At 60.0% G+C, this 2,884-nt stretch carries 2 protein-coding genes; both read right to left on the bottom strand.

All coding sequences use genetic code 11. The features are described from left to right. Nucleotides 1-617 (bottom strand): class I SAM-dependent methyltransferase (locus A6U86_RS29275; protein WP_068398996.1); only part of this gene is annotated, 617 nt, incomplete at its 3' end. 145 nt (nt 618-762) lie between these two features. Beyond that, on the bottom strand, nt 763-2,757 hold the full coding sequence (locus tag A6U86_RS29270) for a ParB/RepB/Spo0J family partition protein (protein WP_068398994.1): 1,995 nt from the start codon (nt 2,755-2,757) through the stop codon (nt 763-765). Between the last annotated feature and the right edge of the window lie 127 nt (nt 2,758-2,884).

Genomic DNA, 2,884 nt, shown 5'->3' with positions numbered 1-2,884 from the left:
TCCCGGAACCGCATTGCCAGGCTATCGCCCACAATCACGGTCGCCGGGATATGAAGAAGCGAAAACTGGATGTAGGCCATGTGGACCGCGCGAGCGTCGATGTCCACGGCGGTGACGTGGAGAAGCTGCTGATAGTTGAATCCTGCCTCAAGAATTGCTTCGGCAAGCGCGATGATCATCGCTCCGCTTCCGACTGCGGGTTCCTGTGCGATCATGAAACCGCGTTCCGCAATTGCCTTCTGCATATCCGCAGCGCTTCCGGCAACCATGCGAGCCATCATGTGGCAGATCGGATAGGGGGTGAAGAATTGCCCGCGCGCCTTGTTGTGCAATTCGAGCGCATGGAATGTCGCGCCCAAAATATCCTGCGGCTTTTCCTCCAGCGCCATGACCACTTCGCCCATGATCTTCGAGAAATCACCCATCGTTCGGGCATCGTATTTCCGGTTAATTTCGAGATAGCGGGCTTCGCGTTTTTCGAAGTTTGCGAGATCGACCGCGTTGCTCATCGAGATGGCGGCACATTCGCACCAGTCGCCGAAGACGGTGTAGAGGTCATGGCTGTAGCGGCAGCTTTCGAACAGCTTGACGATGGACTTGAGGCGAGGGGAGTTCATGGGATCACCTGAGACGGGCAGGGCCGCAGGGCGCATTTCGCCATTCGCCGGAACAGTGCCCGGCGTCTCATCGCGGCTGGTTTCGTGGAGAATTCAGTGAAGGGAACAGGCCGCGCCGGAGACTGGCGCGACCTGCGGCAACCGATTACTTGGCTGCTTCGGGGAATTGGTCGTTCTCGGTTTCCGGCTGGTCGTCCAGATCGAACGGGCAATCGTCGCGGTCCAGCTGATCTTCAACGCCCTGCTCGGTCGCCCGGTCGGCAGTCGGCGCGATCTTGAGAAGGGCGGGCAACCATCCGGTTCCGGCGATCTGCCGCTGGGCATAGGCAGCTGCCTCCGCCTTCTTCATGCCCGACACGCCCGCCGCGAAATCCGCGCCCTTGGCTTCGGTCAAAGCCTGTTCGATCCCGCTTTTGCTGACGCGCCCGAAATAATTCTCGGCGGTCGGTTCGAACCATTGGGTCATGTCGATCTTGAGCGCCTGCGCCAGCCGGTCGGCGTGAACACGCTGTTTCCTGCGCTCATAATGACCGAGTTGCAGCGCGTTGACCGACTTTGCCGCAGCATAGGCTAGCAAATCGAGAAGCGTTGCGCTCGGCTGCTCCAGGCACCATTCCCAAAGATCGTGGGGATTGCCGGGAATGGTGTGGCCGTAATTCTCCCTGAGATCGTCCATCGTCACGATGCCCTTGCAAGTCGCCGGGTTCTTGATGCTGGTTTCGAGCTTCTCGCTCGTAAGCTTCACCTCAAGGCACGTTTCGTCTGTGCTGCCATAAGGATGGAACAAGCTCGCGAGCATCGCATGAATCACGGCGGCAAGCGCGACCTCAGGATTATGCGCAAGCTCGGCGCGGATTGCGGCGGTCTTCTGTGCCGTCAATTCCTGAACGAGCGCGGCCGAAAGCGAGAAGGACGGTTCCGGCTGCGGCTCGGACCGTGGAGGAACGGGTTCGCTGCTCTCATCGGTACCGTCCGCCGACTCGTCCTGCTCCTCGTCGGGGTGGATCAGTCCGCGCTCAACCGAAAGCCTCCCGTGATAGTCCATCAGGACATAGCAACCGGCCTTTGCGAGGTCATCAGGGTCGTAGACTTCGCCGGTGTCCGCAAGCTCCGCCATTTTGGCCCGAATGGCATCGGCGCGGATTTCGGCCTCGTCGTCGGCAACGCCTGCCTCGATCAATTCCGCAAGCTCGGCATATTCTCCCTCAAGCCGGTCCAGCTCGGCCTGCTGCTCATCGGTCATCGGGACGTCCTTGGGATAGACCCGCGACATGTAATGCGCTTCCTGCGGAAATTCGTAGACGCATTCCACCCATTTCCAGCCATCGGCACGAAGCTTTTCCGCCTCTGCTTCAAGCTTCTCCACCACAAGCCTTTCGACAAGGGCGACATCAAGAGCGTAGCCGCTGTTCTGTTCATCGAAGAGGTCGCGTTTGACCGCTCCCCCTGCGGTTTCGTAAACGTCGATCCCGCCGATGAACCTGATGCGCTTGTCGTTGGCTTTCATGGCCTCCGACTGCAACGCGGACTTGATCGACCGGCCATCGCGGTTCCACGACGGCAGGCTGTTCCAGACCTCCACTTGCTTTGCGTGGTCGTCGGATACGGTGAAGGCGGAAAGCTGCTGGAAGCTCATTTCCTCATTGCGGTAAAGGTTGAGCAAGACAGGCGAGACGCGCGCGAGCGCCAGACGCTTACGAACCATGGTTTCGGTCGTGCCAAAGCGGGCGGCAATATCCTCGACCGCCTTTCCGCCGTCGGCCAGGACGCGGAACGCCTCGTATTCATCAACCGGGTGCATGGCCTCACGGCTGGTGTTTTCGATCAGGCTGATTTCGGTCGCATCGGAACCGCTTCGTTCCTTGCATTCGATAGGGTAATCCTTGGCGATTTCGCCGGCCTCGGCCAAGAGGTTGAGAGCGGCGAGCCGGCGACCGCCTGCTGTCACGAAGAAGCGACCCCGCTTTTCGCCCTTGCGAACGACGATGTTCTGCAAAATCCGGTAGCCATCGGCGCGGATGGTTGCGGCCATTTCCGCGATCCCTTCCTTGCCGTAGGTCTTGCGAACATTCTTGGGGTCGGCATCCAGCTTGTTTAGGGGCACGAAAAAGGTCTCGGTTGCGGCTTGGGTATCGGTCATTGTCTGTCTCCTAGATTTGTCGTTTCCCGAAGGGAAAGCCCCTTTCGGGCGAAGCCTCCCCGGTCTGTCCGGGGGAATGGCCTCTGACATTCCCCCGGACAGAGGGGGGAGGGCGAAAGCCCGCCCC

Source organism: Rhizobium sp. AC27/96 (genome assembly GCF_001692325.1).
In the GTDB taxonomy this organism is placed as follows: domain Bacteria; phylum Pseudomonadota; class Alphaproteobacteria; order Rhizobiales; family Rhizobiaceae; genus Rhizobium.
Note: the sequence above shows the minus strand (reverse complement) of the source record. Positions and strands in the feature narration are given on the sequence as shown.

Bases quoted from the DNA above. Each gene is read 5' to 3' on its own strand.
- A6U86_RS29270 (WP_068398994.1), bottom strand. From the start codon at position 2,757: ATGACCGATACCCAAGCCGCAACCGAGACCTTTTTCGTGCCCCTAAAC.